The 24,518-nt window shown below is 46.1% G+C and carries 15 protein-coding genes and 4 pseudogenes; 10 read left to right on the top strand and 9 right to left on the bottom strand.

All coding sequences use genetic code 11. The annotated features are described in order from the left end of the window. Nucleotides 1-222: 222 nt before the first annotated feature. A pseudogene (locus AAC853_RS11430) lies at nucleotides 223-1,488 on the bottom strand (IS4 family transposase). Nucleotides 1,489-1,571: 83 nt separating this feature from the next. After that, nucleotides 1,572-1,976: pseudogene (locus AAC853_RS11425) on the bottom strand (DDE-type integrase/transposase/recombinase). A gap of 146 nt (nucleotides 1,977-2,122) precedes the next feature. Here AAC853_RS11425 and AAC853_RS11420 point away from each other — a divergent pair. Further along, nucleotides 2,123-3,733: a non-ribosomal peptide synthetase gene (locus AAC853_RS11420; protein WP_340614641.1), complete on the top strand. Its 1,611-nt coding sequence runs from the start codon at nucleotides 2,123-2,125 to the stop codon at nucleotides 3,731-3,733. Nucleotides 3,734-3,738: 5 nt separating this feature from the next. Here AAC853_RS11420 and AAC853_RS11415 read toward each other — a convergent pair whose 3' ends face one another. Both AAC853_RS11415 and AAC853_RS11410 read right to left on the bottom strand, forming a co-directional pair. Further along, entirely contained in the window at nucleotides 3,739-4,233 is a 495-nt protein-coding gene (locus tag AAC853_RS11415; protein ID WP_340614847.1) for an IS630 family transposase, read from the bottom strand. A gap of 22 nt (nucleotides 4,234-4,255) precedes the next feature. Continuing rightward, nucleotides 4,256-4,579: an IS630 transposase-related protein gene (locus AAC853_RS11410; protein WP_340614640.1), complete on the bottom strand. Its 324-nt coding sequence runs from the start codon at nucleotides 4,577-4,579 to the stop codon at nucleotides 4,256-4,258. A 60-nt stretch (nucleotides 4,580-4,639) separates the two neighbouring features. On the opposite strand from AAC853_RS11410, the gene AAC853_RS11405 reads away from it, so the two are divergent. From AAC853_RS11405 to AAC853_RS11370, 8 genes and pseudogenes are all read left to right on the top strand, one after another. Further along, complete coding sequence (locus tag AAC853_RS11405) at nucleotides 4,640-4,876, top strand: acyl carrier protein (protein ID WP_340614846.1); 237 nt, start codon at nucleotides 4,640-4,642, stop codon at nucleotides 4,874-4,876. Next, nucleotides 4,854-10,304: a type I polyketide synthase gene (locus tag AAC853_RS11400; RefSeq protein WP_340614639.1), complete on the top strand. Its 5,451-nt coding sequence runs from the start codon at nucleotides 4,854-4,856 to the stop codon at nucleotides 10,302-10,304. The genes AAC853_RS11405 and AAC853_RS11400 overlap by 23 nt, the downstream gene beginning before the upstream one ends. A 72-nt stretch (nucleotides 10,305-10,376) precedes the next feature. After that, a complete protein-coding gene (locus AAC853_RS11395; protein WP_340614638.1) occupies nucleotides 10,377-14,441 on the top strand; it encodes a non-ribosomal peptide synthetase in 4,065 nt (1,354 codons plus the stop codon). Next, nucleotides 14,438-16,012, top strand: a complete 1,575-nt coding sequence (locus AAC853_RS11390) for a DHA2 family efflux MFS transporter permease subunit (protein WP_340614637.1) — start codon at nucleotides 14,438-14,440, stop codon at nucleotides 16,010-16,012. Before AAC853_RS11395 ends, AAC853_RS11390 begins: the two co-directional genes overlap by 4 nt. 4 nt (nucleotides 16,013-16,016) lie before the next feature. Beyond that, nucleotides 16,017-16,640 (top strand): DUF3159 domain-containing protein, encoded by a 624-nt coding sequence (locus tag AAC853_RS11385; protein ID WP_340614636.1) that lies wholly within the window; start codon nucleotides 16,017-16,019, stop codon nucleotides 16,638-16,640. A gap of 133 nt (nucleotides 16,641-16,773) precedes the next feature. Beyond that, nucleotides 16,774-17,718, top strand: a complete 945-nt coding sequence (locus AAC853_RS11380) for an NADP-dependent oxidoreductase (protein ID WP_340614635.1) — start codon at nucleotides 16,774-16,776, stop codon at nucleotides 17,716-17,718. A 114-nt stretch (nucleotides 17,719-17,832) separates the two neighbouring features. After that, a complete protein-coding gene (locus tag AAC853_RS11375; protein WP_340614634.1) occupies nucleotides 17,833-18,807 on the top strand; it encodes an HlyD family secretion protein in 975 nt (324 codons plus the stop codon). A gap of 105 nt (nucleotides 18,808-18,912) precedes the next feature. Continuing rightward, nucleotides 18,913-19,386 (top strand): annotated as a pseudogene (locus AAC853_RS11370) (transposase); the annotation flags it as partial. A 101-nt stretch (nucleotides 19,387-19,487) separates the two neighbouring features. Here AAC853_RS11370 and AAC853_RS11365 read toward each other — a convergent pair. The 4 genes from AAC853_RS11365 to AAC853_RS17860 form a co-directional block, all read right to left on the bottom strand. Further along, nucleotides 19,488-20,405 carry an integrase domain-containing protein gene (locus AAC853_RS11365; protein ID WP_340614633.1) on the bottom strand — a complete coding sequence of 306 codons (918 nt, stop codon included), beginning with the start codon at nucleotides 20,403-20,405 and terminating at the stop codon, nucleotides 19,488-19,490. Nucleotides 20,406-20,651: 246 nt separating this feature from the next. After that, complete coding sequence (locus AAC853_RS11360) at nucleotides 20,652-20,837, bottom strand: hypothetical protein (RefSeq protein ID WP_340614632.1); 186 nt, start codon at nucleotides 20,835-20,837, stop codon at nucleotides 20,652-20,654. Nucleotides 20,838-21,554: 717 nt separating this feature from the next. Further along, the gene (locus AAC853_RS11355) at nucleotides 21,555-22,688 is read right to left on the bottom strand and encodes an ISAs1 family transposase (RefSeq protein ID WP_340614631.1); all 1,134 of its coding nucleotides are present in this window, start codon (nucleotides 22,686-22,688) and stop codon (nucleotides 21,555-21,557) included. A 305-nt stretch (nucleotides 22,689-22,993) separates the two neighbouring features. Continuing rightward, the gene (locus tag AAC853_RS17860; protein WP_422824208.1) at nucleotides 22,994-23,176 is read right to left on the bottom strand and encodes an IS3 family transposase; all 183 of its coding nucleotides are present in this window, start codon (nucleotides 23,174-23,176) and stop codon (nucleotides 22,994-22,996) included. 45 nt (nucleotides 23,177-23,221) lie between these two features. Here AAC853_RS17860 and AAC853_RS11350 point away from each other — a divergent pair, with 45 nt between their 5' ends. Next, on the top strand, nucleotides 23,222-24,259 hold the full coding sequence (locus tag AAC853_RS11350) for an IS630 family transposase (RefSeq protein ID WP_340614630.1): 1,038 nt from the start codon (nucleotides 23,222-23,224) through the stop codon (nucleotides 24,257-24,259). A 7-nt stretch (nucleotides 24,260-24,266) separates the two neighbouring features. On the opposite strand, the pseudogene AAC853_RS11345 reads toward AAC853_RS11350, so the two are convergent. Continuing rightward, nucleotides 24,267-24,515: pseudogene (locus AAC853_RS11345) on the bottom strand (DDE-type integrase/transposase/recombinase); the annotation flags it as partial. Nucleotides 24,516-24,518 lie beyond the last annotated feature (3 nt).

Below are 24,518 nucleotides of genomic sequence, written 5' to 3'. Positions count from 1 at the left end.
CCACTGCTGATAAGATAATCAATTTGTTATAAGTATATTTATCAATGCCTGAATGCCTGAATGCCTGAATGCCTGTGTGGCATTATCATAATTGAAGACTTGGAATAATTTATAAACTCTCCATCAACGACATCGCAATAGTTGGCAATATCTATAATTAATTGAATTTTATTTATTACCTCATTTTTGAGATTTACTTATGACCAGCTCATAGGCAGGATCTTAAGAATTAAGCCTTTCAAAACACGCATTCAATGTCTTGTTTTTGCATGATTTTCTTTGTTGCGTTTTACAGGCATTCCGAAATAAATATCCTCTCGCCTTTTCGAGAAGAAAGTCGGTTTCCGACCAGGCTCGTTGGAGCAAATTTTCTATTATCGGCCGTAACCATATATCTGTATTTTGAGCGGCTTTAAGCAAAGCCACCTCTGGAAATAGTCGTATTGCCATTGTTCGCCTGACCAGCAATGCGAGCAAACTTGACCAGATAAGCCCGGTGACTAACGACGCTTTTCGGGTGGTAAATCCTTGCCAGTTGCTGTGTGATTTCAATTCCTTGAATAACAACTCGACCTGCCAGCGGCAACGATAAATGTCCATGATGTTATTCGCGGTAAACTCCTCTGGCGATAAGTTTGTCAGCCAAATGCAAAACCGTTTCTTTTCTGCAAACCAGCGACGGATGATCCGGAATTCATAGCCTTTTCTCCTACAGCATAGGTCTAAGACTTCTGACCGGTTGGTTCTACGGGTGACTTCTTTTAAGGTTTTTCCGGCCAGTTTCCGCAGTGGTTTCCCTTGTCCATTATGCGCGGCGACAATTTGAGAATTCAGTGAGTTGCTTCCTCTGACAATAAATGAAGCGCCAAAATGGGAGAGTTGTTCAAAATAATCAAAATCCGGATATCCTGCATCCGCAAGCAAGAGTTGCCTCCGTAATGTTGCCGGCGCAGGTAAATAAGCACGTTAAGACGCGGTATCCGCCGTCACCGCCATGCCCGTTGGTGTCTGGCTCAATAACGACATCGTCATATGGCATTCAATGGCGGCAGAGGTTGTTTTGAATCGAGAGGGGAAAACCTCCGCGAGAGCAGGATGCACGTTGAATGAACTGCCATCCTGCAAAATAACATTTTGAAATTGAGCTAATTTTTTAGGTATCGACTCTTGTTTTTCAACCCATTGTGCCATGACAAACCTAACGATAATTTTTACAAATTCCTCAAAGGCCGGTTTACGTAACTGATTGTAAAACGGTCGGTAACTGACTTATTGCTGAGCTTCAGGGCACAGGCCATTAAACTTCTGATGTAATTGGGCAATAGAGGTGATTTTACCTGTGCTGAGCGCTGCAATCAGACTAAGAAGCAATGTACGGGGTTCAATATTTCTAATGCGTTGGGTAAATCCGCAGCTAAACGCTATCTTTTGCAAAGAAACGTCACTAAAAAATTGCATTAACTGGTGTTTTATAGCGATAATCGTCATAGGCTTCATCCGTGGTTTTGATATGAATTTGGCGACGATTATCAGATCATAAATGAAGCCTTTTTTCTACCTAAAATATACAGTTAATGTTTAAGATCCTGTCTATGATGACCAGCTAACCGAGTCTGGGCTCGTCGGAAATTTTGCAGACCCAGCATGGGAACCGTCCGAAGTTTAACATTGAAGTGATCCTGTCCAATCAGATTATTGAGATATTTATTCTGCCGGATAACAGACAATTATTTCTTTTATTTTCATTAAGTTAAATCGATCTCTGCCGCTTTATTAGCCCCACTTTTATCCATCATGACGATATCCGATTGACCATGTTGACCCATCGATTTTTTAAAGAAATGCAGGGCAGCTGTCTTATCTCTATGCGCGGTAAACACACAATCAACGATGTTGCTGTCTGAGTCTACAGCCCGATTTTTTCCTGTATTCTGTCCGTCAAGCTCAAGATAAGAGCAGCCTACATGAGTAGACAACTGGAATGAGAAAAACTTACGTGAGTGACATCAGTCAAAAAGTATTTCAGGAGATTTAACTTTTGTTACTCATCAGCAGAAAGAGCACTCGCCCCGGATTATTCTGTGCGTTGTTGTATATTATCTTAGAATGAAGGAAACCGGTTATGAAATCGGAAAAGACAATTCATGCGCAATTTATGGCGCAGAAAATGAAAACACCTAACTCCATAGCGTTGAGAAGTAATAATTCATCAATAAATTATGAGGAGTTGGATAATCGCTCAACAGCTCTGGCTGGTTATTTAATTAAACAAGGTGTCAATCCGGGTGATAAAATTGGCGTATATCTCCATAAAGGTGTTTCACTAATTGTCAGTCTATTAGGAATATTAAAGGCGGGCGCTTGCTATGTCCCGCTTGATCCCTCCTATCCTCAAGAACGCCTGTTGTATATTGTGCGCCACGCGAACATTCTCTTTATTATGACTGACCCGGCATTGGCGGCCAGAATACTGGTCGATGATGATAAAAAAATAGATATTACCGCGCTGCATTTGAATGCATCCTGCCATTTCCCACTACCCGAGGTTGATGACGATGCCCTGTGTTATGTTATGTATACCTCAGGATCTACAGGCCAGCCAAAAGGCGTCATGATCCGGCATCGCACTGTTGTGAATTATCTTTGGTGGATGCAGGACGCTTTCGAGATAGCACAGCGAGATGTAGTACTTAACCAAACCACTTTCAGCTTTGATATATCAGTGTGGGAGATTTTCTGGCCGCTGATTACCGGTGCGAGCTGCGCACTGATTTCTGATGATATTAAGTATGATCCCCATCAGGTAATCAATTTTATGCAGCAACACCGTGTCACCGTGGTTCAATTCGTTCCGACGGCGCTGCGCGCCATTGTTGCAGCACAAAAGCTGCAAGCCTGTAGTGAATTGCAACATATTTTTTCTGGCGGCGAAGCACTGGATCAGAAGCTGGTAGACGATCTGGCTGCGCAATTTACCGGTCAGATTCACAACCTTTACGGCCCGACGGAGACCACTATCTATGCCTGCCATTGGTTGTGCCAACCCGGTGCGGATGCAACCATTGTGCCTATCGGTATTCCTATTCCTCATGCCAGAGCGTATGTTCTGGATGAACAACTCAATGTGCTTTCGTCTGGTAAAGCAGGTGAGCTGTATCTGGCAGGCGATATTCTGGCGCAAGGCTATATCAATGAGCCGGAAAAGACGCGTAACAGTTTCGTGACCGAACTATTTGTAACGGATGCGCCAGGCCTGATGTATAAGACTGGCGATATTGTTCGAGCACGGGAAGATGGCGTACTAGAATTTCTCGGGCGCGTAGATAATCAGGTTAAATTGCGTGGCTACCGGGTGGAATTAAATGAAATAGAAGTCACCCTTCGCAATTACAGCAAATTATCTGATGCTGTCGTGATTCTAGAAGAGAATGATGAGCCCAAACTATTGGAGATCGTTGCGTTTTATGTTGTGAAAGAAAACGAAACCGTGCAGGAACTGGAGCTAAAAGAATATCTCTACAATATCCTGCCGTTTTATATGATCCCTTCATATCTTATCGAACAGGCTCTTATACCCACGTTACCCAACGGCAAAGTGGATAAGACTTCTCTCCATCATAATTTCAAAAAAAGCCTAAGACGCACGACAAAAAATATCGTACCTCCCGCATCAAATATTGAAACTGAAATCATCAAAATATGGGAACAGGTGCTCAACAATAAAAACTTATAGCAAAATCAACATAACCTGACATATTCAATATGCTCCGTAAACAACTCATCAACTGAACATCTTTTTTGCCTCCTTATCGCTTTTGCTCCGCCCCATTTGTGTTCTATCGGGTTCAAATCCGGACTATAAGCGGGAAGCCATTCCAATTGACACCTGCTGTCTGCTATCGCTTGTGTCGTATCATTCCGTTTATGGAAAGGCGCATTGTCCATCACTATCACGGCGCCGTGTGGAAGCTTTGGCAGCAAATCTTGCGTCATCCACGCATAAAAAACGTCGGCATTAATATTCTCGGTAAACAAGCTTAAGGTGACGAAGGTATTTTCGAGAATGGCGCCAATGACGTTGATACGGCCTTTTGCCTGCCAGTCATGCGGACCAAAACAGCGTAACCCTTTTTCCGAATAGCCATATTGACGTGGCATCGACTGAGCAAAACCACTTTCATCCAAATACACAATCGGCCTGCCCGTCCGTTCATAGTCGCTGATGCGCTCGATAAATGCCTGACGAGCCTGAAGATCAGCGCGAGGGTGTGTTAACGTTTTTTTTATGGGTGATCCGAAGCCGTTTCAGGGCGTAATGAATAGCTGATTGTGAGACACCTAAACGTTTTGCTCTTTCCCATTGATAGTCATCGGGAAAGTTTTGGACATCTGCCCTGAGCACCGCATCAGGGATTTTCGTGGCGGGTTTATTGCGGGTCATGCAAGGTTCTATCTGATTGCACCACCGGAACAAGGTGCGCATGGAGATTTCAAAATGGGCACTCGTTTGTTCGAAAGTCAACGAATGCTTGTCCTTGTATGCCAGTACTCTCTTTCGAAAATCTAAGCTGTAGCCCATCTCATTTTATGCCTTGTCATTTTAGATTTAGATATTATGTCATATTAATATGATTTAGCTATATCTATCCATGAAAATTTTTTCGATGCGGGTGGCAACTCATTACTAATGTCAAAGGCACATAGAGAAATCAAAAAGAACCTTGATATTTCAGTATCTATTATGGATCTGTATCAGTATCCCACCGTTAAGGCATTGAGCGCTTATCTAGCTGAGAAAGGCCTTAAATCCGCTTCCAGTAATAAAAGTGATAAAGCAGACAATAAATCATCAAATGGAGTCACCGCTCATGAATAATTTCGCTAACGTACGCGATAAAGACATCGCCATTATCGGCATGGCGGGCCGCTTCCCTGGCGCGGAAGATATTACCACTTACTGGCGCAACCTGCTTGACGGTCTGGAAACGATTACCACCTTTACTGAAGCAGAATTACGCGCTTCCGGTGTGGATGAAGAACTTATCGCAGCGCCGAACTATATTCGCCGCCGCGGGATCCTAGGTGATGCACAGCATTTCGATGCCAGCTTCTTTGATATTACGCCCCGTGACGCGGAAATCATGGATCCACAACACCGAAACTTCCTAGAGTGCAGTTGGCTGGCTTTTGAAAATGCCGGCTACGTGCCCTCGACATATCTTGGGAAAGTCAGTGTGTTTGGCGGTACCGGCACAGCCTGGTACCTGCAACAGGCTAGCGCCAACCAGGAAGTTCAGAAGTATACAAGCGGCGCTTCACTGGTCACCAACAACGACAAAGATTATGTGACGACGCGGGTTTCCTACAAGCTGAACCTTAAAGGCCCCAGTATTAACGTACAGACAGCCTGCTCCACGGCGCTGGTCGCGATTGTTATGGGCGTTAATAGCCTGCTGAACGGTGAAAGCGATATGGTAGTCGCAGGCGGTGTTTCAATTGATACGCCGGAACGCCGTGGATACCTGTATATGCAGGGGGGAATGGAATCGGCTGACGGTCATTGTTACGCCTTCGATGCCCGGGCGAACGGCACCGTATTTAGCCGTGGTGTCGGTGTCGTGCTTCTGAAACGACTGAGTGATGCTATACGCGATGGCGATCATATTTATGCGGTAATTAAAGGCGGTGCCATTAATAACGACGGTAATATCAAAGCGGGCTTTACTGCGCCAGGTATCGACGGTCAGGTTGCCGTTGCCAAAGAGGCATTGCACCGCGCCAACGTCGATCCAACTACCATTAACTTTGTGGAAGCGCACGGAACCGCTACGGCGCTGGGCGATCCCATCGAGTTTAGCTCTCTGTGCCAAACGTTTCAGGAATTCACTTCTGAAAATCAGTTTTGTCGCCTGGGATCGGTCAAAACTAATATCGGTCATACCGATACCGCATCCGGTGTTGCCAGTTTAATCAAAGCCTCGCTGTCGCTGAAAAACCGCGTTCTGCCTGCTTCGCTGCACTACAAAACACCAAACCCTAACATCGATTTTGAAAACAGCCCGTTCATCATGAACACAGAAACGCACCCGCTGAACGCTAACGGTAAACCGCTACGGGCATTGGTGAATTCTTTTGGTGTAGGAGGAACGAATGCCTGCGTTATTCTGGAAGAAGCACCTGAAGTACCTGCCAGCAGCTCAACGGAAGGTTATCTGCTATTCCCGTACTCGGCAAAAACCCTCTCTGCGCTTGAAAAGATACGTGAAAACCTCAGGCAGTATCTACAGCAAAATGTAGAGGTCAACCTGACGGATGTAGCTTATACCTTGCAGGTCGGACGTCAACGTATGGTGCACAGCAGAGTTGTTGTTGCGCGTGACCGTGAGGCGTTGCTCAATAAACTCGCGCAACCCACAGTGATCGCACCGCAATCAGGAAAAAATCACAAATCTGTCGTGTTTATGTTTCCAGGCCAGGGCAACCAGTATGTCAACATGGCGCGCGAGTTATACGACAGTTATCCTACTTTCCGCGAACATATGGACAGATGTTGCGCTCACCTTGAAAGCATCCTCGAACATAATCTGCACGACATCATTTTTCAGGACACAGAAAGTACGAATAAAGATCTCATCAATGAAACTCAGTACACGCAACCTGCGCTCTTTGTCGTGGAATACGCGCTGGCACAGTTATGGCTGTCATGGAGTGTGAGACCAGACCTTATGATCGGCCACAGTGTGGGTGAATATGTCGTAGCCTGTCTCTCTGGCGTATTGTCTCTGGAGGATGCGCTGACGGCAGTTGCAATGCGAGGAAAACTGGTACAGCAGCTTCCGGCAGGCGCTATGCTTGCCGTGTTGATGGAAGAAGATGCTCTGCGCGAATATTTATCTAAAAGCCATCTTGAGATTGCAGCCGCAAACTATCCTGGATTGTGCGTGGTCTCAGGCGGGTTGGTTGAGATTGAAACCTTCCAGAACAAACTGGAAGACGACGGTATTTTTTACAAACTCCTCGACACCTCTCATGCATTCCATTCTTACATGATGGAGCCGATGCTTGATGATTTCCGTAAGGTGATCGAAAAAATCACCTTTAATCCCCCTACCATCCCCTTTGTGTCTACCGTGACTGGCAACTGGATCACTGATAGCCAAGCGCAGAGCCATGATTACTGGGTCAACCATGTTCGTCAGCCGGTTCTGTTCACGCATGCTTTCAAAACGTTAATTGCCCAGGGGCATAACCAATTTGTTTTCCTAGAAGTAGGCCCAGGCCGATCGCTGGAGTCTGCTGCAAAACAGCATATCAATACGGCAGAAAACCCGGCAATTTTCACATCCCTGCCTATGGCTAGAGATGTCGCGCTGACTGGCGAACAATTTCTAGCAGCATTAGGTAATTTATGGTGCAGCGGTGTAACTATTGATTGGTCTGGTTATTATAACGGTCAGCGCCGTCTGCGCCTGCCGCTGCCAAGCTATCCTTTTGAACGTAAAGAGTTCCGTCTTCCGATGGTGAATATGGAAGCGTTAAGCGGGCTGGATAATCGTTCCATTAATGCGCGTAAGAGAAAACAATCAAATATTAGTAACTGGTTTTATATGCCAGCCTGGCATCAGACGATCCCGGGGAAGTACATGAGTGGCAGGGTCGCTGCGGTAGCAACAGACTGTTGGGTGATTTTTACAGATAAACAGGGCGTCGCTGATGCGCTGCTCTCACAGCTTAGAGAGAACGGTTTTACTGTTATCACCGTTACGCAGGGTAAAACGTACCAGGAGAACGACAATGTTTTCGTGATCGATCCTGATAAAAGCGCGCATTACGTTAGCCTGTTCAGCAACATTAAGAAAAGAGAGTTAACGCCAACCCGTATCCTTCACTTATGGAGCCTCTCTAAGGAAAATGACAATGCCCGGTTGATTGATTCCTGTGAGATTTTACAGTGCGACGCATTTTACAGCCCAATGTACCTGCAACAGGCGCTGATTGCAGAAAACCTGTTAGACGGCTTGCGCTTGTTGCTTGTCACCAACAATATCTTCAGCGTTGCGGGTGAGCCTATCGGTTCGCCGCATAAAGCCCTGCTTACTGGACCTGCCAGGGTTTTTTACCATGAATATCATGAAGTGCGTTGCCACCTGGTAGATATTGATCTTGATGCCCCAGCTGCGGACATCGCCAACCTGCTGATCGATGAAAGCAATATCGATACCGATGGCAATTTGGTCGCCTACCGTCAGGGTTATCGCTGGGAAGAAGCCTATCGACAGGTGCCGCTCTCTTCTGAAGAAAGCAATAAAACCGTAGCTATTCGCGATGATGGTGTTTATCTAATCACCGGCGGTTTAGGAGGGATCGGTATGCTGGTTGCGAAGCAACTGGCGCAGAGCAGCAATGCGACATTGATTCTGACGTACCGCTCACCATTGCCGGCACGTGAAGAGTGGCAATCCTGGCTTCAAGAACATGCAGTGGATGATGCCCTCAGCGAAAAACTCGCCTGTATCTTGCATCTGGAAGAACAAGGTAATCACGTGCATCTGTTGAATGTAGACGTTTGCGATTACGCCGGTATGAAAGCGGGTCTGGCTGAATTCTCTCATATTGATGGCGTATTCCACACGGCGGGTGTCGTCGGAGGTGGGATTATTCCCCTCAAAAACACATCTAACTGTACTGAAGTGCTAAATCCAAAAGTTCGCGGTACATTAATTTTGGATGAACTATTGGCTAACAGAGCGCCGGATTTCTTCCTCTTGTTCTCTTCCATTTCCGCCATTGTAGGCGATCCCGCTCGTATTGATTACTGCGCAGGTAACGCCTTTATGGACGTTTTCGCCCATTATCGTAATCAACATCGCCCGGGCTGTAGCATGTCCATTAACTGGGGCCAGTGGGGTGATATTGGTATGGCCGCGCGATGGAATAAGCAGCTCAATGAAAAAGGAAGAAACACGACATTTAAGAAAATTACCGGCGATCTTCTTACGAAAATTGAAAGTAAAGCCAGTGAAGAAGTGTTTCGCGTAAATCTTTCAGTCAATCAAGATTGGGTGATTGACGAGCACCGCTTATTAAAAACACCCACGTTAGTCGGGACCTCTATTTTGTCTCTGCTGAATGAATATCTGAATGTGTTTAAACTAGGCGAAGAGTTACAAGTTAAGAATCTGATGCTGAGCACACCAGTGCTTTACCATAACGCCTGGCCGCGAGAAATGAATCTGGTTGTTACCCAACAGGATAAAGGTTACAAATTCAGCCTGAAAAGTCGCGGAATTCTGAACTTTAACTGGCAAGAACACGCATTTGGTCAGATTGGCGAAGCTAAAGAAGTGGATGACGACTATGAGCAGCCGGATGTGATTCGCCGGCGTTGCTCTACTGTTATCAATGATTACGCGCTGAGCACCAATGAAGATTTCCTAGCGCTAAGTCATCGTTGGAATACTATCGCTGAACTGCGCAAAAATGAAACCGAATGGTTTATTAGTCAAGCTCTGGCAAAAGAGTTCGTGGGCGATCTGCAACGTTATGTCTTTCATCCGGCAATGATTGATTCGGTCGCTGTCGCGTGTTTGTCGAGTTTGACGAAAGATCATTTCCTGCCGATCAGTTATGGGCATATTGATTTCCATGCGCCATTAGAAAAAGAGTGTTTTGTTCATGCGAAATTAAATCAGCCCCATCGATCCCAGGATAATACCATTGTTATGAACATTGTATTTTTCTCGGCGCAGGGTAAGAGATTGATGACACTTGAGAATTATACGTTGATTAAAATCACGGATAATAATCAGGTGAGTGCCGGTGAAATAAATAAAATAACTGAGGTAAAAGTTAATTTACAGAATAAAGACATCCTCTATTTTGAAGGACAGGAGGCTGTAAAACATATTCTTAATCACCTGGAATTCCCACAGTTAGTGGTGGTTACATCCGATCTGGATCAATTAATTTTTGAAGCGATCCCAGAAAAAGAAAAGGAAGATAGTTTACAAATCGAAGCCAGTGTTTCGGATTCGCATGGCCGTCCGGCCTTGTCGGTGGAATATGTTGCGCCAGAAAATGATATTGAAAAAGAAATTGCAAATGTATGGCAATCCATACTTGGGATTTCTGGTATTGGCGTGCTGGACAATTTTACGGAGCTGGGGGGCAACTCTCTGCTGTCTGTACACGTTGTTTCTATTGTATCGAGTATTTTTGAAGTTGATATTCGCGTGGATCTTTTCTATCAGGATCAAACTATCAGAGGCATGGCTAATCTGCTGGTTGGCGCATTAATCGAGTAAATAAATATCGCGTTATAGCTGCCAGTGCACACTATCACTATGACCCGACATGCTACCTAGGAAGAAAAGAATATGACAAACAAAAGCGATGTTATTCGTTCATTAAGCTTGGATGAAATAAAAAAATTAGCCCGCCAGAAAAAAATACAAACCGCAGACAAGACACAAGACGAAATTCAGCGCTGCACCGATGTTAAGCGTAAACAATTTCCGCTGACCAGTTCGCAAAAAAGCATGTGGATGCTTGATCAATACCTTGAAGATAAAAGAGCCTATAACAATTCCTATGCTTTTGTTTGTCATATGGCGCTCGAATTCAATCAGGAGCAAGCACGTCACGCGTTAACGTTATTGACCCGTAAGCACACTATTTTACGCACAACATTTCAGATGGTTAATGGTGAAGTGATGCAATGTATCTCGGATGATATTATTTTTAATTTCGTCTATGAAGATATCGTAACCATGCCAGAAGAGGAGAAAAAGGATCGTATTGATAAGCAAGCGCTCAAAGAAGGACGCCGGATTTTTGATCTATCCCGTGGGCCACTTTCCTATTGGCGGGTGATTAAAACCCAACATAATGAGTATGTGATGATGCTAACGCTTCATCATATTATTTCTGACGGCTGGACAATGAATCTCTTTTTCAGGGAGTTAATGGGGATCTATTTCCAATTGGAAAATGGCATTATGCCAGCAGTTGATGATTTTTTGCAATTCTCTGACTATGCACTGGCAGAAAACCAGTGGCAAATTAACGGTCATTACAACCGAGGTCTGGCGTACTGGAAAAAACAACTGGATGGCGTACAGGGTATACTGAATATTCCCACCGACGCGCCACGTCCTGCACAAATGAATTCGCGGGGCAGCATCGTCAGCCAGACACTGGATCGTGATTTGCAAAAAACCTTAAGCGTGCTGTGTAGTCATCATAACAGCACTCTGTTTCATGCTATGTTAACCGCCTGGCAAGTCTTGCTGTACTTCTACAGTGGTCAGAACGAAATCATCGTCGGAATTCCTTTCGCAAACCGAAATCATGCAGCGAGTCGGGATTTGATGGGGCTTTTTATGAATCCCCTGCCGCTGCGTGGGGATATCCGTGCGGAATCTCGATTTGATGAAATATTGGCACAGGTGCGCGCGAACTGCGCTGAGGCGATGCTTTATCAGGACGTTCCTTTCAACATGATCCTAGACAACATCAGTTTTGTGCGCTCACCTCGGGTGAATCCCCTGTTCCAAGCCATGCTATGCTATCAGGTTTTTCCGCATTTCTATGAAGATAGCCAAACATCGATTAAACCTTTAAAAGTGGATTATGGCGTTTCAAAAACCGAACTTGACCTCTGGGTCGAAGAAGACAGCGATAAGCTGTTATTGACGCTCTATTACAACTCGACCCTTTACCGTGAAAGCACGGCCAGGCAGATGCTGGAACATTTCCAATCGATACTATGCCAGTTCGTGGGCAACCCGCATATCACCCTCGCGCAGATCTCGTTGTTGAGTGACGAAGAACGAAGCCAGTACCAGACCTGGAGCTCTCAACCGCAAGCCGATTGCGCATCAGTACACCGACAATTCGTCCAGGTTGCCCATAACATCCCGCACCAGATGGCGGTGCGTTGCGATGATAGTGCGTTGAATTATCAACAGGTAGAAGAACAGTCAGAAAATCTGGCTCAATGCCTGCTGGCAGAGGGCTTACAACCTGGTAATGTGGTTGGTATTCATATGGAGAAGGGCAACGACTACGTGATAGCCATTATGGCTATTTTGCGCGCCGGTGGATGTTATCTCCCGTTGGATATCACCCTGCCGCGTGAACGGTTAGCGTATATGATCGACGATGCTGCGGCACACTGGATACTCACCGAGAGCGATAATGTCACGTTTGACGGGACGACTTGCCTCAGTATTCATGTGATACCCCAATCTCTTACTCGGCAGCCGCTGCCGAACGTCGCTCCGGATGCCCCCGCCTATCTCATTTATACCTCAGGTAGTACAGGCACACCGAAAGGTATACAGGTCAATCACGCTCAACTTGCTTGCTATTGCGATAACGCTCGTCAGGTCTTGCAACAACCTGCAGGGACGCATTATGGTATGTTCTCCAGCTTCACAACCGATCTGGCTCATACCATGCTTTTCCCTGCCCTAACCAGTGGCGGCTGTTTAAACATTATCAGTAATAGTACATTGCAGGATTCGTCCCGGCTGGCAGAATTACTCACGCATCAGCCGCTCGATTGCATAAAAATCACGCCATCCCATCTTAGTGTGTTGTTACAGGGTGAAAACATGGCCGCTCTGCTTCCATCCTCCCTGCTAGTGTTGGGAGGCGAGCGGGTGCCCTGGTCGCTGATTGAACATTTGCGAGCGCTGGATGCCCACTGCCGCATTTTGAACCACTATGGGCCAACCGAAAGCACCGTAGGGGTCACAACATGGGAAGTAATGCCGGACACACAGTTGCCGGAAGGCAGCTATCTGCCCATCGGTAAACCTTTCCCCGGTGTACAATTGCTGATTTTAGATAATCAGTTCCAACCCGTGGCTGACGGTTTGCCGGGTGAAATCTGCATTGGCGGTGCGCACCTCAGCGCTGGCTACATTGGCAGTCATTCGCACAAAAACGCCAGTGCCTTTATTCCCCATCCTCTGCTTAAAGATGAACTCCTGTACCGTACTGGCGACAAAGGACGCCGCTTGACAGATGGCAATATTGAGTACTTAGGGCGTATCGATCGCCAAGTGAAAATCCGCGGCTTCCGGGTTGAACTTGCCGAAATCGAACACGTTCTTCATCAGTGCCCCGGCGTAACCCAAGCCGCTGCGTTAGTAAAACCGGTCAGTGACGATGAACAACAATTACTTGTCTTTTTAACGACGGTACCCGGGCGGCAACAGGATGATATTAAAAATTATGCTCGTGCCCGGTTACCTCACTTTATGTTACCGGACAGATGGTTATGGCTTGAGTCGATACCGCTCACCGCCAGCGGTAAGATCAACTATACCCAGCTGAACACAATGACGTTGTCGAGCAATACTGTGTGTCGATGCCCGCAAAGTGAAACGGAGCATCAACTGCATCAGCTTTATTGCGACGTGCTCAATCTTAGTGATATCGATATTGATGACAAGTTTTTCCAACTGGGCGGCAATTCGATCAATGCGCTAAAACTAGTGATGCAGATTAACCGGCAATTCGGCACTGCTTTATCTCTGGGACAGTTGCTTGAACATAGCAGTATTTCTCAATTGGCGCAGTTTGTGGAGCGGGCCAGCACTTCGCAGGCGTTGACTTCTCTGGTGACGCTGAACAAGGGTGACGAGAGCCTGCCTACCTTTCTGATGATTCATCCAGCAGGCGGCAACGTACTCTGCTATTACCCCATGTTGCAGTCTCTGGAGTCATGTTACCCGGTCTACGGTCTTCAGATCGTTGATTTTAGTCAAATTCACGACTATGACCGCGAAATATCCTCTCTGGCCGCATTCTACCTGCGACAGGCAAAGGATCTGTTCCATCGCCAAAAACTGATTATTGGCGGCTGGTCGCTGGGCGCGACTATTGCTTTCGAAATGGGCCAACAGATCACCAGCATCACAGGTCGGGCACCAACACTTCTGGTGTTTGACCAACCCGCGCCGCAAGTGCGCATTGATGACACTGAGAATATGAGCGACAGCGTTCGTCTGGCTTATTATGCCCAAAAAGTCGCGATGTTTACCGGCAAGCATTTCGATATCACGCAAGAGAAATTGGCCGCGATGAGCCATGATGAACGCACCCATCTGTTTATGAGTGAATTTCGACGCGCTGAGCTGGTCCCAACATCACTGAGTTTCGAGCATTTTCGTCATTTTCTGGTAATTTTATGGACGCACATCAATGCCAGCGATCGCTATGTCGGTGCGCCTTATACCGGAAACATTGTGGTAGCCGAAGCGCAGGAAGATTTTCCTGGAAGGATACGGTTGCCTGAGCCTGGGCTTGGCTGGCAGAGCCTGACGGATAAACCTATTACCCTCCTGCCAGCGCAAGGCAATCACATCACCATGATGAACGAACCTTTCATCACAGAACTTATTCAGCGTGTAAAACAGGTTCTGTTATGAACGTAACCGTGCAGGAAAATACAAGAGTATCTTTCCGTAGCTGGTGCACCGTTATTGGCGGTCTGCTTGGTGGCTTTATGGCTGTTCTAGACATCCAAATAACCAACTCGTCGATGAAGGTTATTCAGGGTGCGTTATCAGCCACGCTGGATGACAGTTCATGGCTAATGACCTCTTACTTTACCGCTGAGATTATCGCCATTCCTCTGTGCGGCTGGCTGGCGCAGGCGCTTGGCACCAGCCGCTATGCGTTGTGGTGTCTCGGCAGTTTCCTCGCAGCGTCAATACTGTGTTCATTTTCATGGAACCTGAATTCCATGATTGTCTTTCGGGCGTTACAGGGATTCGGCGGCGGTGCTCTGATCCCTCTTTCATTTCGCCTGATTATTGAGGCCTTACCGGAGGAAAAACGCCCCTTCGGGATGTCTTTATTCAGCATTGTGGGCACTTTTGCTCCGGCAATTGGTCCCTCTCTGGGCGGCTGGCTGACAGAGACGTTCTCCTGGCACGCTATTTTTTACATCAACGCCGTGCCTGCTGTTTTCGCTTACGGCCTAATTAATTATGAGAAGAAACGTCCGCCCATTCGTTGGCAGGTGATCCGCGACGGTGATTTTATCGGCATCCTCACCGCAATGCTGTGGTTAGGTTCATTGGAGGTCGTTCTGGAAGAGGGGCGCAATCTGTACTGGCTGGATTCTAACCTTATCTGCTCACTTATCGTGATCTCGGTAGTCGCATTTTTAGGGTTCGTTTACGATCAGCTTGTGCACCCTTCCCCATTAATTAACATCCGCATGTTCAGAGACGCGGCGTTCTCACATGCCTGCATTATGTTCTTTATGCTGGGAATAGCTATTTATGGCACGCTGTTTATGGTGCCATTTTATCTTACCACTGTGCACAACTATGACGCTCTGCAGATTGGCAATGTCGTGATTTGGATGGGATTGCCGCAACTGGTAATCCTTCCATTTATTCCGAAGTTGCTTAAGATTTTCAACCTGAACTATATGATTTTCATCGGCTTCACCTGTCTGGCTATCAGTTCATTCATGAATGGACATATGGATAGCTATTTCGCAGGGCAGCAGATGAAACTTTCGTTACTGGTTCGGGCGCTGGGGCAACCCTTTATCATGGTGCCGCTTTCCATGATTGCTACCCGTAATGTCCAGTCCAAAGATAGCGCCTCATCCGCTATTCTGATTAACATTATCCGCAGCGTTGGCGGCTCAATGGGTACGGCTATTCTTTCCACCCTCTACGTTAATCATGCGTGGATGCATGCCAAACAGATCCAATCGACGATAATTTCCGATAGCGATGCGTTTAATCGCTACGTGGATAGCGTCAAAGCGCTTTTGATCCATCACGGTGGCTCGCTAAATAACCTCAACGTTCAACAGACCGCCTATGCAATATTAATTAAAGACATTAAGTTGCAGGCTCAAATCATCGCGTTTAATGACATCTTTTATGTGATGGGCGGGATGATGCTGGCCACAGCGATCATGGCATTGCTCGCAACAAAGAATTTCCGGTTATTCCAGTCCTCACAGGAGAAATAATAAAATGAGCCAGAATACCCCTTTTACTTTTCTGCATTACCTGCGCTCTCGTGCAGCGTTACTGAACATCATCATTCCGTTAGCACTTTATTATGGTGCGCTGTACTTATTTGGCATTGGTACGGCGTTGCTGGTCAGCGCGGTTTGGGCCGCATTTCTCGCGCTGCAAAGCAAAAATCGTCAGGTGACGCTGGCCATCGTGCTGATGATCCTGCTTTCCGGTCTATGCCACTATTTATTCCTGCGTCATCCCGCGTGGCTGCCCGTTCAACGGGAAGATGTTTTTCTGTCGCTAAGTGGTGCATTAACGGTTGCGGTGGTTTTCCTTTTTTATTCGCTGCGCGGTGAGTCCGTTATCCAGACCTTAGCCGAACAGGCAAGACCACAACTTAGGACACTGAACATATACGGCTCACCCGCCTATTTTCGCGTCTGGCGAGAAATATCGCTGACGTGGATAATCGTTTATCTGTGCAAAGCGATCCTAGTATACCTGCTGTATCACTTACACAGCCCATTATTGAATACATTCCTGCTAGTGGTTGGCTGGCCGCTAACGTTGGCGATGATATTTTTTAGTGTTCGCTGGCCACGTTATTGCTGGCAGGCAAAAACGAAGCAGTCTTGAGCTTTTGCCTGACACCGAGAGAATCACCCATAACCTACTAGTTTAAAGGTAAGCAGATCATGACACATTACGAAAACAAAGCCATCGTACTGGTTAGGCACCCTGAGGCCTCTTACAACTCAGTGAGTTCCGCATGGAGATAACGCCTGTCAGAGATCTGGAGCCGAGCGAATTCCTTATCGCCAATCAGTGGTTATCGCTGGATCCCTACATCCGTCTGCGCCTGAACCTCAGTACAGATTATGTCAACTCCATCCATTGTGGCGAGGTTATCGCCGGAGAAACCGTCGGCGTTGTGGTAGCATCTCGCAACCCGAACTTTAACGAGGGCAGCAAAGTCTTCGTATATTCAGGCTGGCAGCAGTACTACATTAGCAACGAGCGTAATTTTATTGTTTACACCTTGCCGCAGGTCAAGCTGTCCGACACCATTTTTCTGAATACCGTGGGTACACCGGGACGTGCTGCCTATTTCGGCATGATACGTATCGCTAAACCGCGTGCAGGGGAAACGTTGGTGGTATCAGCGGCCTCTGGCGCAGTGGGATCAACCGTAGGGCAGATTGGCAAAATGGCGGGGTGTCAGGTAGTAGGTATCGCTGGTAGTGAAGAGAAATGCCGGTATGTCGTTCATGAGCTTGGGTTTGACTTCTGCGTTAACTATCGAGACAGCGATTTCAAACACCAACTGCGCCAGGCTTGCCTGAACGGCATCGATATTTACTTCGAAAATGTCGGTGGCCGAATTTCGGTGCTGGTCGCACAATTATTAAATGACGGCGCCCGCGTATCGGTTTGTGGCAATGCGGCTAATTACGATCAATCATCCAGTATTGCAGCTTCCAGCCTTGCTGATTTTTTCTCCTCTCTGCCAAATCCCCCTGTCAACCGTTTTTTTCTGGTAACGGAATGGCTTAAGGATTACCCGGAATCGGATAAGTGGCTATTGAATGCGCTTCATGGAGGAAAACTTAAATATCGGGAAACGTTAATTGATGGGTTGGAAAAAGCTCCGCAAGCTTTTATCGATCTCTTTAACGCCAGACATTTTGGAAAACAAATTGTCAAGATAAGCTGATCTGTATCAGCCAGAAAATGTTATCTCCAGCTTTTCCGGCAGTTACACATCTTATGCGGTGAGCCAATGAAATACGTTAAAAAAATCTTTATTCCACTCATTATGGTTTCGCTTATGGGTAGTTTCCTATACTGGTTATTATACTGGCGCTATATCCAGACTACCGATAATGCCTATACCCAAAGCGATATCACCAATATTAGCGCCCGCATTAGCTCCCAGGTGATGACGTCTTATATCACTGATAACCATGAAGTAAAACAAGGGCAGCTTTTAGCTGTTCTCGACGATCGTGCTTATAAAGTCGCGATCCTGAAAGCAGAAGCTGATGTCGCAAAAACGACGGCTGCGCTGAGTAATGCGCAGGCTAATGCAAAGATGCAAGAAAGCATCATCAACCAGTACAGCAGCCGTCTTACTTCAGCCAAAGCTAGAGAAAAATATGCCACTCAAGAATTGATTCGCATCAACCAGCTCAATACACGCCATTATGTCGCTCAGGGCGATATAGACAAAGCTGACAGCGCGCACAAAATCGCCGTTGCCGACGCAAAGGAAGCACAGGCAAGCCTAGAGACTCAGCAGACTAAACTGGCGGTGCTGAAGACCACCATTGAACAGGCTCAAGCGCAACTAAAACATGCGCAGGCCAGCTTGGCGGATGCACAGCTACAGTTAACTTATACTCGAATTATTGCGCCTGTTTCCGGCGTGATAGGAAACCGTAATCTTCAGATTGGTATGTTTACCCAAGCCGGGCAAACTATCGCCAGTATCGTCCCCGAACAGCAGCCGTGGGTTGTAGCTAATTTTAAGGAAACGCAGCGAGGTAGGATGAAGCCAGGACAAGCTGTTGATATCACTATCGATAGCTATCCCGGTGAAGTGTTTAAAGGCCACATTGAAAGCCTAGCGCCGGCGACCGGTTCTGTGTTCGCACTTTTGCCCGCCGATAACGCCACTGGGAACTTTACAAAAATTGTGCAACGTTTTCCGGTCAAAATTGTTTTCAATAAACCGATAGCAATGGCGATCGGGTTATCTTGCGAGGTCACAATAGATACACGTCATATTATTTTGTTGCATTAGCACGTCATGATTTGAGTAACGTCCGCAATTGGCTCAATATAGTCATTCATACTCTGAGAGTTATACTGTGAGGTAATTTAGGGTATGCGCTTATTGGTTACGAATATCCGAATCTACAACAAACGAATCGAAGCGTTGTTCGATACCATGCCAGATGCAGACTTGTTTAAATCACTTCCCGGTATGGGGCCCTGCATGGGCTCACGAATGCTTGCAGCATTGAGTGATAACCGTAACCGCTTTAACAGTGCAAAAGAAATTCAAAATTACGCAGGCATCGCACCGGTAACCATGCGAAGTGGTCAGAAATCGTGGGTACACTGGCGGTGGCAATGTGCCAAGTTCGTCAGGCAGACATTTGTTGAATGGGCTGCCAAGACAGTGCAATCATCATACTGGGCCAAACAGTATTATCAGGGGTAACGTGAGAAAGGAAAATCACATCAATCCGCGATCCGAGCACTGGCATTTAAATGGATCAGGATAATTTATCGCTGTTGGAAAACCAGAACCTGTTACAACGAAGCAAAATACTTACTGGCACTCAAAGATCGAAATTCGCCTTTGCTTAAAGAATAAAAAGATTGTCGAATGCCTCAGGGCGTGAAGCTGACGGTCAGACAAGGTAGCGATTAATCTAGACTAATACAGATAATTACCTTTTATCAGGGAAAATAGTGTTATTCCGTCTCACCTTTCTGGTAATACACCTGCCGGATATAGCGCCCACGTCCATCACCGTGCCCCAAATCCATTGATGCCAATGCCAGCGCTTCCCGTTCACTGAATCCCTGCGCTGTGTAATATTCACCGGATTGCTGGGCAAAATGGTAGCGCATACTGTGCGGGGCATTCTTACCTGCCAGTCCTGAGCTTCTGACAATATATCGGTAACGGTCTATAGCCTGCGTGATCGACGGTTTATCAATCAGTTTTCCACCACGCTCTACCTGCTCTCGCTCGGCGTAAGCAATGGCATGTTGCAGCGCTGCCCGATCCAATATGGTCGTCTGCCTCGGTCGCCCGCCTTTGGTGCCAAACACCACCCGCACAGACATCTGTCCGTTTTCCAGCGCTTTTTTCCAGGTCGCTAAGGACTTATAGGCTTCTACCGCTTCTTTGGTCCGCAGTCCTAGCACATAGGCCAGTTGCATCACAGCCGCCACGCTCCGATCTTTTTGTTCGACCTGCTGAAAGATTTCTCTGAATTCTACCGGAGTCAGTGCTATTTTCGTTCCCTTACGGCTGCTACCCGCAATGCCTAGCGCCCGGTTATTCAGACGCGCATTGTCGGTGGAGGCCAGCTTGTGTTTTCCGGCCTGCGCTAGAATCATGCGCAGTGCCGACATCTCATTTTGCAAAGTTCGGTGACTGATATGACGGGTTTTACGTTCAGCAATATAGCGCTCAATATGCTGAGTTTTCAGGCTGTCCATCTGCCGGAGACTAATCCCATTATCTTTTAGAAAGTTAAGAAACTGTCGGGCAATCCGCTCACGATCGGCCACCGTGGCAAAACTCCCGCCCGCTTTCCGGGCGTGGGTAATAAATTCTTTTCTGAACCGTTCAATTTTCGAACGTGCTGATTTCTGCGCCATGCCCGTCTCTCCTGCTAATTTGCCTTGTTTTTATTCATTTTTTAAACAAATCCCTGCGTGTCGGTTCAGGTTCACCGTTCCGTGGTGCGTCAGACAATGTGTAGCAGAGCGAGGGTTAGGGTAAGTTTTTGCAGGAGTTCGCTACGTGCTCAGCACGGCGGTGGAATACTCCCCGTTCAGGGCCTGATCAATCAGGATGAACGCCTCATTATCGTGACGTGGTGTGATTTCTCCTTTTTTACGGCATCAGCCTGTTGTCAGGCATTGGGTTAAAAAACAAACGAACAAAGGTGAATGAGAAACGGAAAAATGCCCGTAACAATGGGTGACATCGAGTAATGCGTGGTTCAAACCGACCGTAAAGGCTGACCAGACGTGCTCTGGACGTTGGTCGCCTGGCGGCGTCACTTGGTTATCGCTGCGCTTCAACACAAGTGACGCCGCGCCATTTTCGTGACGTTTATCGTGATAAAGGCAAAACGTGGGTGAATGCTGTACCGGTTAAAACGGTCTCGTTTAACGTAAGACAGGGCATGTCCTGCTCGGTTATGTGGATAGCCGGTGGTAAACACACCGGGAGACCTTCATCCTCAGACGGAGGGGTAAGTGTCCGAAGATATCTGCTTCCAAAAGTGCGCAGATGTACCGCATTGCATGCACTCCCTTTCAGGCTACAGGAGTTTTTGTTCGCCGCTTAGCGCTGATCCTTACAGGCGAGGGATCACTGAAAACAAAAGTGATATTAACGTTAACATCAGATACCGTCAAACGTTTATCTGATATTGTCTTTTATTTTTAACTGAATATTTGATGTTAATTTAAACATCACGCGTTCAAATACAGAAAAACAGATTTTATATTTCCTGCCTAAAAATCATCTTAATATAATATTCACGCAGAGTTAAAATGGAAATTTAAGCACTATTTTAACCTGAATGAAATCGCTATTTTTTGTTATGGAAGTTTATTTAATGATGGCGTTAATCACTATTTAATTCTTTCAAAAATAATTTTCGTAATCATTTTCATAAAATGAAAATGATTACGCTCTTTAAAGCAGTGAATTTTAAATTTTTGCAATTAAATCATATTGTTAATAAAAAATACATTCCCCTTTAAGATAAAATGACAGGGCAAGAGCGTGAATGCTCACTTCTTGCCCAATACCTTAAATCCTGCGACTAATACCTTGTCCAGATAGTTAATATCCATGCTCGCAAACCGTTGTTTTCGGCGAATACTCACTTTTTTGGTTGTTTCTACCCGCAACATATTGACACTGATATGACGCATACATCCCAATATTTCAGCCGATTCTCCCCGATGGATAAGGCAAGCATCTTCTCCCATAGTGACATCAAGAACCCAGTGTAATCGTGTTTCGATCCCCCAGTGGCTCCTGACAGCGGTCGCAAATTTATCCGTGTTTAGCTCCGCTGAACTGATGTAATAACGATAATCGAGCGACTCTTTTCCTTTATTATTAATTCGATACCCGATTGCTACGCCGATGCTTTTTAAGTTTTTCCATTCAGGAAATGGTTGGGATAACGCTTGTGCAGACAATACATGATATTCACGCGCTTCTATACGACCATGCCCTTGTTCTATCGTGATATTTTCGGCATGACTCACTGCTGAGACTTGCGCAGACAACGCCTTCTTGACGGCGTGATACAGCGTTTCCTGATTGCCTTTCACCGCCAGAAGATAGTCACCTTCTTGCTGCACAATTTGTTCCGCAATCTTCGTTTGACATCCCATCGCATCAATCGTTATCAGGCAGCCTTTGATATCCAGCAAACGGAGTAATTTAGGGATCGCAGTGATTTCATTGGACTTTTTGTCTGTCTTCAATTGCCCCATCACAACGCCATTCTGGGTGGCAAACGCACTTACCATGTGGAGCATCGACTGCCGATCCTTGCCGTGATAAGTTCCCCGCAATGTTTTCCCGTCAATGGCGATAATTTCCCCTTCAGAACGTTCATTAATCCCTTGAACCCACTGGATAAAACAGTGCTGAAACTCAACAGGATTGAGACGAGAAATAAGTCGAGCGATAGAATCATGTCCCGGTATTCCATTCGGGAAAAGTGATTTTTTTTGATACCAGTCCAGATACGTTTCGCCGAAATCTTCAATATCTTCCCATCCTTCCGCGCCGGCGATGATGGATGTAATTGCCAGAAAAAGGATATCAAACAAAGGATAACTGATCTTAGACGACTGGCGAGGGTCTGTTAACGTACTGAAATATTGAGAAAAGGCATCGATGCTCATGAGAATACTTCCTAAAAAAAGAAGGATGAGATGATGTTTTTTCTTATCCGTCAACCCTAAATTTTGTTAACAAAAAATTCACGCTCTCACCCTGGATAAAATGAGCAAAACAATGCGTTAATCCTTTATAAAAAATCAGCATATTTCGCCAGTGTAGCAATGATTTTAACTTTTTATTCCGCCATTGTTAATGGCAACATTTTATTTCACTTTCGTGGATTTGGTTTTTATACGTTCGTTATTTATCATCTTTCATTTTATTCACCATGAATTCCGATAAATTCGGGCAACGATGTCTGTTCTGCTCAAGAAAAATCGGACATTTTTACGAAGGCCATTTCATATTCCACAGGAGTTAAATCATTATTAGCCGTGTGTAATCGCGTTAAATTGTAATAATGCAGATAATCCAGCACATCTTTTTTCATCTCCGCCTGATTTTCATGATGAATTTTGAAGAGCCAATTATGTTTTATACCAATCGTCATTGAAGATGCTTAATTTCTTATCCCAATCCGATCATGCTTGCAACCATGAAAATTCATCTGACACCAGAACAAAAACGCGCCCTTGAATTGATGCATGATACCACTCGAGACAGTCGAGTCTGTGATCGCATCAAGGCTGTTCTTTTGGCGTCAGAGGGCTGGACAGCTCAGATGATTACACAGGCCTTACGTATTCACGAGAGTACGGTAAGCCGTCACCTAAAAGATTTCATCGCACAGGAAAAGCTCACTCCGGAAAATGGCGGCTCTGAAAGCCATCTCTCTGCCGAACAAACCGCCGCTCTGATTGATTATTTGACGGCAAATTTGATGCATACCACCGCCCAAATTGTGGCCTATGTCCGAGCACGTTGGCAGGTTTCTTTCAGCGTGGCTGGTATGACAAGATGGCTTCACCGCCAGGGTTTCAGCTACAAAAAACCCAAGGGAGTGCCTCATAAATTCGATGCGGATAAACAGCAACAATTTATTGATGACTACCAATCTCTGAAAAACGGAGCGGGCCAGAATGAGCCGATCCTATTTATTGATGCGGTACATCCTTCACAGTCCACAAAGCTCAGCTATGGCTGGATGAAAGCCGGAAAAAATCAGGTAAAAGTCGTCGAAACTACCGGCAGTCGTACTCGACTCAACATCATGGGTGCCCTCAATTTACAACGCATTGAAGACACGGTGATCCGTGAATATCCGAGCATCAATGCTGAAAATATCGCGTATTTCTTCGGGGCGATCCGGGAAACTTACCCGCTTTCGCAAAAAATCCATATTATTCTGGATGGTGCGGGTTACCACCGAGCAGAGTTGGTGAAAGATATTGCGTATGTCCTTAATATTGAATTGCATTACCTACCGCCTTACAGCCCAAACCTCAATCCGATAGAGCGATTGTGGAAATATATGAATGAGCAAGTGCGTAACAATGTTTATTTTCCGGATACGAAAACGTTTCGTGAAACCCTTCGTCATTTTTTTCATGTCACGTTGCCAGAAAAAGCGAAAGAATTGACGACTCGACTGACTGACAATTTTCAGATTTTAAAACCTGCATCTTCAAGTTAGATTGGTATAAACGGCCAAAGAAACGTTCAACGACTGCATTATCCCAACAGGCCCCCACATCCCCCTGACTCGCTCTCATATCATAACTGTCGAGCAGATTCCGATATGGCTGGCTTGTATATTGGCTGCCTCTATCACTGTGAAAAACACAGCCTTTTGACGGCTGGCGTAAGTGATACGCTTTCGTTAAGGCCTGGCTGATCAGGGTCGTCTCTATCTCCGTTGACATCTGCCATCCCACGATCCGTAGCGAGTACCC

The organism is Xenorhabdus thailandensis (assembly GCF_037996785.1).
Lineage (GTDB): Bacteria > Pseudomonadota > Gammaproteobacteria > Enterobacterales > Enterobacteriaceae > Xenorhabdus > Xenorhabdus griffiniae.
This window is presented reverse-complemented; position numbering and strand designations above follow the sequence as displayed.

What these genes read in the sequence shown, in the direction of transcription:
- AAC853_RS11420 (WP_340614641.1), top strand. Translation starts at nt 2,123, where the DNA reads ATGAAATCGGAAAAGACAATTCATGCGCAATTTATGGCGCAGAAAATG.
- AAC853_RS11410 (WP_340614640.1), bottom strand. Translation starts at nt 4,579, where the DNA reads ATGGGCTACAGCTTAGATTTTCGAAAGAGAGTACTGGCATACAAGGAC.
- AAC853_RS11400 (WP_340614639.1), top strand. Translation starts at nt 4,854, where the DNA reads ATGGAGTCACCGCTCATGAATAATTTCGCTAACGTACGCGATAAAGAC.
- AAC853_RS11395 (WP_340614638.1), top strand. Translation starts at nt 10,377, where the DNA reads ATGACAAACAAAAGCGATGTTATTCGTTCATTAAGCTTGGATGAAATA.
- AAC853_RS11390 (WP_340614637.1), top strand. Translation starts at nt 14,438, where the DNA reads ATGAACGTAACCGTGCAGGAAAATACAAGAGTATCTTTCCGTAGCTGG.
- AAC853_RS11385 (WP_340614636.1), top strand. Translation starts at nt 16,017, where the DNA reads ATGAGCCAGAATACCCCTTTTACTTTTCTGCATTACCTGCGCTCTCGT.
- AAC853_RS11380 (WP_340614635.1), top strand. Translation starts at nt 16,774, where the DNA reads ATGGAGATAACGCCTGTCAGAGATCTGGAGCCGAGCGAATTCCTTATC.
- AAC853_RS11375 (WP_340614634.1), top strand. Translation starts at nt 17,833, where the DNA reads ATGGGTAGTTTCCTATACTGGTTATTATACTGGCGCTATATCCAGACT.
- AAC853_RS11365 (WP_340614633.1), bottom strand. Translation starts at nt 20,405, where the DNA reads ATGGCGCAGAAATCAGCACGTTCGAAAATTGAACGGTTCAGAAAAGAA.
- AAC853_RS11355 (WP_340614631.1), bottom strand. Translation starts at nt 22,688, where the DNA reads ATGAGCATCGATGCCTTTTCTCAATATTTCAGTACGTTAACAGACCCT.
- AAC853_RS17860 (WP_422824208.1), bottom strand. Translation starts at nt 23,176, where the DNA reads ATGACGATTGGTATAAAACATAATTGGCTCTTCAAAATTCATCATGAA.
- AAC853_RS11350 (WP_340614630.1), top strand. Translation starts at nt 23,222, where the DNA reads ATGAAAATTCATCTGACACCAGAACAAAAACGCGCCCTTGAATTGATG.